Consider the following 5,727-nt stretch of genomic DNA (forward strand, 5'->3'; position numbering starts at 1 on the left):
TTCGGGGGTTCCCGGATCGCGCGTGCCGTTCGAACGGAAGATCGGCGAGCGCTGGTCGGGGCGGAACTCGCGGGCGAGCGCGTCGCGGTCCATCAAGGCGCGCTGGATGCCGCGGTGCATATCCTCGCCCTTGAACAGGATCGCGCGGGCGGTGGAGTTGCGCGCCACCTGATCGCAGCCGGCAAGCAAAGCCGGCGCGCCGACGATCAGGCTGCGGCGGGAGATGAGCAGGCTCATTGCGGCACCCGCCACCAGCCGGTCAGCATCGATCTTATCCCGTTCCACGCGCCGGACAGGATCACCAGCGTCAGATGGATCACGATGAACGCCGATATCGCGGCCATCGCGATGAAATGCAGCGATCGCGCCGATTGCCGCCCGCCAAACAGCTCGACCAGCCACGGCCATGCCGCGTTCATGCCGGGCGACAGCGTCAGCCCTGTGAGGATGACCAGCGGCAGCAATATCCCGATCACCGCGACATAGGTCAGCTTTTGCAGGATGTTATACGCCGCCGGCCGCGCCGGATCGTGGAACCGGAAGGCAAGGTGCGCGGCGATGTCGGCCCCTAGATGGCGCGGCCTGAGTTCGGCGGCACGTGGGCGGAGGTCGCGCTGGAAATGGCGGTTGATCAGGCTGGCGAGCATGAAGGCGAGCAGCCCGAAGACCAGCACCAGCGCGAAGAACAGATGCCAGCGGCGCGACAGTGCGAGATTGTAATTGGCCGGGATCGTCAGCCAGGCGGGGAAGCGCGGCAAATGCGCCCAGGCATGATCGAAATTGGCGCCATATTGCCCCCAATAGAGCCGCGGATGCGCGTTCGAGATTCCCAGCCCGCTGCCGATCAGGATGAAGATCGCGATCGCATTGAGCCAATGCCACAGCCGCGTCGGCCAGCGGTGGCGATAGAGGCGCGTGCCGGGTGGGGGAGGATCGGCCATTGCCGGTCAGGATAGGCCGTCCGGGGCGGTTTGGGAAAGCCGGTTACAGCGATTTACGCCACGCACTCAATGATAGGCGCGCCAGAAGAACACCGCCGCGGTCGCCCCCGTCACGAGCAGGGTGAAGATATGGATCACCACCGGGGGCAGCCGCTTGCCGTAATCGGCGCCGAGCCAGCCGCCGACGATCGAGCCGATCAGCATCGGCAGGCACGCGCGCCACGCGATCATCCCGGTCACCACGAACACCAAAGCCGCCGCCGCATTGGAGACGGCGAGCATCAGCGAGCGCGGGGCGAACATCTCGCGCGGGCTGTGTCCGGCGAGCAGGCCGTAAGTGGCGGTGGTCATCAGCCCGACCCCACCGCCGAAATAGCCGCCGTAGAGCCCGAGCAGCGCCTGCGCCGCCATCAGGGTGCGCGGGCCGATCGATACCCGTCGGCGCAGCCACGCCGCGGCGCGCGCGCCGAAGGCGAGCAGCACGAAGGCGTAAAGCACCAGCCAGGGGATGATCAGGTCGAAGGCGTGGCTCGGGGTCAGCACCAGCAACGCGCTGCCGATCAAGCCGCCGACGAAGGTGATCGCGGCGAGCGCGCGGACGCTGACGTCGCCGAGCGGGACGAGCTCGTCGCGCAGCGCCCAGGTGCTCGCCGCGGCGCCGGGCATCAGCGAGAAATTGGAGGTGGCGTTGGCGATATTCGCCGGCAACCCGATCCCGAGCAAGGCGGGGAGGGTGGCGAAGGTGCCCCCGCCGGCGAGCGCGTTCATCGCCCCGCCGAGCACGCCCGCGCCGGCGGCGAGCGCGATATCGGCGATCACTTCGGTCATTCCATCCCCGCGCGGATCGCCGCGGCCGCCACGAACGGCGCGCCGGCGACGATCAGCAGGCTGGTCGCCGCGAGCAGTTTGAGCCCGCCAACTCCGCCGCCCTCGATCGCGCCCGCGCCGAAGATCAGCAGCGGGATCGCGAGCGGCAGCATCACCAGCCCGGCGATCGCCCCGGCGCCGCGCAGCCCCGCGACCAAAGCCCCGGTCGCCACCGCCAAGGCGGCGAGGGCAGGCGTGCCGAGCACGAGCCCGATCTCGACCGTCAGCAGCGTCTCCCCGGAAAGGTCGAGCAGCCCGGCGGCGGCGATCGTCGCGGCCATCAGCGGCGGGGCGAAGGCGAGCCAGTGCGCGACGATCTTCGCCGCGGCGACCGCGGCCATCGACACCCCGCGCACCGCGAACTGGTCGAGCGTCCCCGAATCGAGATCGGGGGCGACCAGCCGCTCGACCGGGAGCAAGGCGGCGAGCAATGCCGCCGCCCAGATCACCCCGCCGCCGATCCGCATCAGCAGCTTCTGATCGGGGCCGACCGCGAACGGAAACAGGATCGCGACGAGCAGGAAGAAGGCGACGATCAGCGTCGCCCCGCCCGAGGCGTAGGCGCGCCGCATATCGCGCAGGATCAGCGCGATCACAGCCGGATCTCCTGCGCGCCGGCGAGCGCGAGCGGCTGGTGGGTCGCGACCAGCACGATTCCGCCGCGCGCGCGCTGGACCGCGATCAGCGCCTCGAGCCGCGCCACCGCCGCGGTGTCGAGGCCATTGGCGGGCTCGTCGAGCAGCCAGATATCGGCCTCGCTCGCCGCCACCCGCGCCAGCCCAACACGGCGGCGTTGCCCGGTCGACAGCAGCCGCACCGGCACGTCGGCGAGCGCGGTCAGATCGAGCGCGTCGAGCGCGGCGGCGACGCGTGCATCGGGCGCCGGCCGCGCATCGAGCCGCGCCCAGAAACCGAGTGCCGCCGCCACCGCGCGCTCCGCGTCGAGCGCTGCGGCTTCGGCGAGCAGGGCGCGCTGCCCCTCGACCGCGACATGCCCCGCGACCGGCGCGAGCAGCCCGGCGGCGACGCGGATCAGGCTCGATTTGCCCGCGCCATTGGCACCGGTGACGAGCAGCGCATCGCCCGCGGCGAGCGCGAACGAGCGCTGTTCGAACAGCATCCGTCCGCGTCGGGCGCAGGCGACCGCGTCGAACGCGAGCCGCGCGCTCAATCGGTCACCGCGTCTTCCAGCGCGTGCATATCGTCGTCGCTCAGCCCGAAATGGTGACCGATCTCGTGGATCGTGACATGCGCGACGAGATCGTCGAGCCGCACCCCCGTCTCGCACCATTCGGCGAGGATCGCCTGGCGATAAAGGTGGATGCGATCCGGCAAGGTGCCTGAATCGAACACCGATTTCTCGCCGATCGGGCGCCCGTGATACAGGCCGGTGAGATCGAGCGGATGTTCGATGCCCAAAGCGGCGAGCGTTTCGTCATCGGCATATTCCTCGACGGTCAGCACGATATCGCCGAGATGCGCGCGAAATTCGGCGGGCAGCCGCGCGATCACGCGCCGCGCCTGCGCCTCGATCGCCTCGCTCGAAGGAGCGGCTCCCATTACCCCTTGCCCGTCCATCGCTTTTCGCCATACCCGTGCGGTCCCATCGGGGGCAAGGAGGGCATGATGGTCGAGGCATTGAGCGAGGCGGAACGGGCGGATGCGCTCGATGGCCTGTCGGATTGGGATTATGACGAATCGCGCGACGCGATCACCCGCTCGATCGCCTTCACCGATTTCGCCGAGGCGTTCGGCTTCATGACGCAGATCGCGCTGATCGCCGAGAAAATGGATCACCACCCCGAATGGACCAATGTGTGGAACCGGGTGGAAATCCTGCTCACCACGCATGACGCGGGCGGGCTTTCGGCGCGCGATATCGAGCTGGCTGAGGCGATCGATTCGATTCTGGACGGGTAACAACCCTCGTCATTCCCGCGAAGGCGGGAATCCATTCTGGCTGGCCGAGCGGCTCTTTCCACGACCTGCGTGAATGGATTCCCGCCTGCGCGGGAATGACGGGGCGAAGCAGCAGGCTAAATCATCCCCCGCCGCATCATCTTGCGCAACCGTCCCGGCATCCAGCGCGCGGCGAAGCTGAGGCGGCGTGCGGTCTTGCCGATCACCGCGTGGAGGCCCTCGCCGTGCACCGCATCCCACGCGGCCTGCGCGACCGTTTCGACCGGGGTGAATTCGAGCCCGGCATCGACCACCGCGTCGCGCGCGGTGCGGTTGGTGCCGGAGATGCCGGTATCGAGGATCGCGGTGTCGACGAAGCCGGGCATCAGATCGCGTACCTTGATCCCGTCCGCCGCCCATTCGCCGTCGAGCGCCTCGGTCAGCCCGCGCACCGCGAATTTGGTCGCCGAATAAAGCGCCAGCCCCGCCGAGCCGTAGATCGCCGAGGCCGAGGCGGTGTTGAGCAGGCAGGATCCCGGGGTCGCCTTGAGATAGGGATAGGCGGCGCGCGCGCCGTAAGCGACGCCGCGGAAGTTGATGTCGATCACGCGGTCGATTGCGGCGCGGTCGAGTTCGCCGAACGCGCCGCCCTGGCCGACCCCGGCATTGTTGAACATCACGTCGAGCCGCCCGCCGCTCAGCGCGGCGAAGGCGGCGAGCGCGCTTTCCCAAGCGTCCTGATCGCGCACGTCGAGCAGATAGGTGGCGGTGCGATCGGCGGGCAGGGTCGCGGCGGTCGCCTTGAGCCCGGTCGCGTCGACGTCTGCGAGCCCGACGCGCCAGCCGCGCGCGGCGAAATAGCCCGCCACCGCCCGGCCGATGCCCGATGCGCCACCGGTGATGAAGATCGCCTGCATCATTGCCCCCCTGTTGTTATTGCGGGTGATCCCGCTTCCTTGAGCGACGCCGGTCGCCGAGACTTCGGTGTTAAATCAGAATGACCAAACCGCCGTTCGCCCTGAGCTTGTCGAAGGGCTGCCTTTCTTCGAGGCAAGAAAAGTACAGGGCTTCGACAAGCTCAGCCCGAACGGGTTCGCTCCGCATAATTCGGTATCGTCATGCCGGGTCGAGCCCGGCATGACGGTAATCGGGTCGGCGGAGATGCGCCCCGCCGAGGTTGTTACTGGCTCAGCACCACCGTCACCGCGCGACGGTTGGCGGCCCAGCTCTCCTCGTCGGAGCCGAGCGCGATCGGGCGTTCCTTGCCGTAGCTGATCGTGTTGATGCGCGAGGCATCGACGCCGCGGCCGGCGAGGTAATTCTTCGCCGCATTGGCGCGGCGATCGCCGAGCGCGAGGTTATATTCGCGGGTGCCGCGCTCGTCGCAATGCCCTTCGATCGTGACGCGCACGTTGGGATACCGATTGAGCCACGCGACCTGCGTATCGAGGATCGCGCGCGCGGTGTCGTCGATATCGTACTGATCGAGACCGAAATGCACCGTGTCGCTGGTCACCGAGCGCTTGAAATCCGCCGACGAGCCGGGGACCACCGCATCGCCCACCGGGCCGCTCGGGCCGGTCGGCTGGGTCTGCTCCGGCGCCGGGCCGGGCGCCGGCGGCAGCTGCTCGGGGTGCTTCTTGGAGCAGGCGGCGGTCGCCACCAGGGCACCGGCGAGCAACAGGCTGGTCGTCAATCTTGGCATTCTACGTCTCCCTCAAGCCCCCTTGTTCCCGCCCCCGGGTAGAAAATTCAAGGCCTAAGCGGTCCCCAGCCCGGATCGGATCCATCGAGCGGCGTCGGAATGCGCCGCTCGTTGACGCCCGTCAGATCGACCGACCACAGATCCGCCTTGCCGGCATTGCCGCGGCCCTGGCGGAAGAACATCAGCACGCGGCCGTTGGGGGACCAGCTCGGCCCCTCGTCCTGCCACGAATTGGTCAGCAGTTTCTCGCCCGACCCGCTCGGGCTCATGATGCCGATACGGAATGCGCCGGCGATCTTGGTGAAGGCGATGAGG

8 protein-coding genes and 2 pseudogenes are annotated in these 5,727 nt (G+C 68.6%); 1 reads left to right on the forward strand and 9 read right to left on the reverse strand.

Annotated features, from left to right (window positions below):
- The 6 genes and pseudogenes from BGN95_RS03210 to BGN95_RS03235 form a co-directional block, all read right to left on the reverse strand.
- A pseudogene (locus tag BGN95_RS03210) lies at positions 1-237 on the reverse strand (molybdopterin-binding protein); the annotation flags it as partial.
- Complete coding sequence (locus BGN95_RS03215; protein ID WP_286771596.1) at positions 234-941, reverse strand: cytochrome b/b6 domain-containing protein; 708 nt, start codon at positions 939-941, stop codon at positions 234-236. The pseudogene BGN95_RS03210 and the gene BGN95_RS03215, both read right to left, overlap by 4 nt.
- Positions 942-1,007: 66 nt before the next feature.
- Positions 1,008-1,769 (reverse strand): sulfite exporter TauE/SafE family protein, encoded by a 762-nt coding sequence (locus BGN95_RS03220; protein ID WP_179512503.1) that lies wholly within the window; start codon positions 1,767-1,769, stop codon positions 1,008-1,010.
- A complete protein-coding gene (locus BGN95_RS03225; RefSeq protein ID WP_286771597.1) occupies positions 1,766-2,404 on the reverse strand; it encodes a heme exporter protein CcmB in 639 nt (212 codons plus the stop codon). The genes BGN95_RS03220 and BGN95_RS03225 overlap by 4 nt, the downstream gene beginning before the upstream one ends.
- Positions 2,401-2,979: a heme ABC exporter ATP-binding protein CcmA gene (gene ccmA / locus BGN95_RS03230; protein ID WP_286771598.1), complete on the reverse strand. Its 579-nt coding sequence runs from the start codon at positions 2,977-2,979 to the stop codon at positions 2,401-2,403. The genes BGN95_RS03225 and ccmA overlap by 4 nt, the downstream gene beginning before the upstream one ends.
- Entirely contained in the window at positions 2,976-3,368 is a 393-nt protein-coding gene (locus BGN95_RS03235) for a metallopeptidase family protein (RefSeq protein WP_179512501.1), read from the reverse strand. The genes ccmA and BGN95_RS03235 overlap by 4 nt, the downstream gene beginning before the upstream one ends.
- Positions 3,369-3,431: 63 nt before the next feature.
- Between BGN95_RS03235 and BGN95_RS03240 the strand changes: the two genes are divergently transcribed.
- On the forward strand, positions 3,432-3,728 hold the full coding sequence (locus BGN95_RS03240) for a 4a-hydroxytetrahydrobiopterin dehydratase (RefSeq protein WP_179512500.1): 297 nt from the start codon (positions 3,432-3,434) through the stop codon (positions 3,726-3,728).
- A gap of 116 nt (positions 3,729-3,844) precedes the next feature.
- Here the strand turns inward: BGN95_RS03240 and BGN95_RS03245 are convergent, their stop codons facing one another.
- The 3 genes and pseudogenes from BGN95_RS03245 to tolB form a co-directional block, all read right to left on the reverse strand.
- Positions 3,845-4,627, reverse strand: coding sequence for an SDR family oxidoreductase (locus tag BGN95_RS03245; RefSeq protein WP_502688242.1), 783 nt, complete (start codon positions 4,625-4,627; stop codon positions 3,845-3,847).
- 260 nt (positions 4,628-4,887) lie between these two features.
- Positions 4,888-5,412 (reverse strand): peptidoglycan-associated lipoprotein Pal, encoded by a 525-nt coding sequence (gene pal, locus BGN95_RS03250; protein WP_179512498.1) that lies wholly within the window; start codon positions 5,410-5,412, stop codon positions 4,888-4,890.
- Between the two features lie 47 nt (positions 5,413-5,459).
- A pseudogene (gene tolB / locus BGN95_RS03255) lies at positions 5,460-5,727 on the reverse strand (Tol-Pal system protein TolB); the annotation flags it as partial.

The sequence above is a fragment of the Sphingomonas sp. 66-10 genome, from assembly GCF_001897045.1.
In the GTDB taxonomy this organism is placed as follows: domain Bacteria; phylum Pseudomonadota; class Alphaproteobacteria; order Sphingomonadales; family Sphingomonadaceae; genus Sphingomonas; species Sphingomonas lycopersici.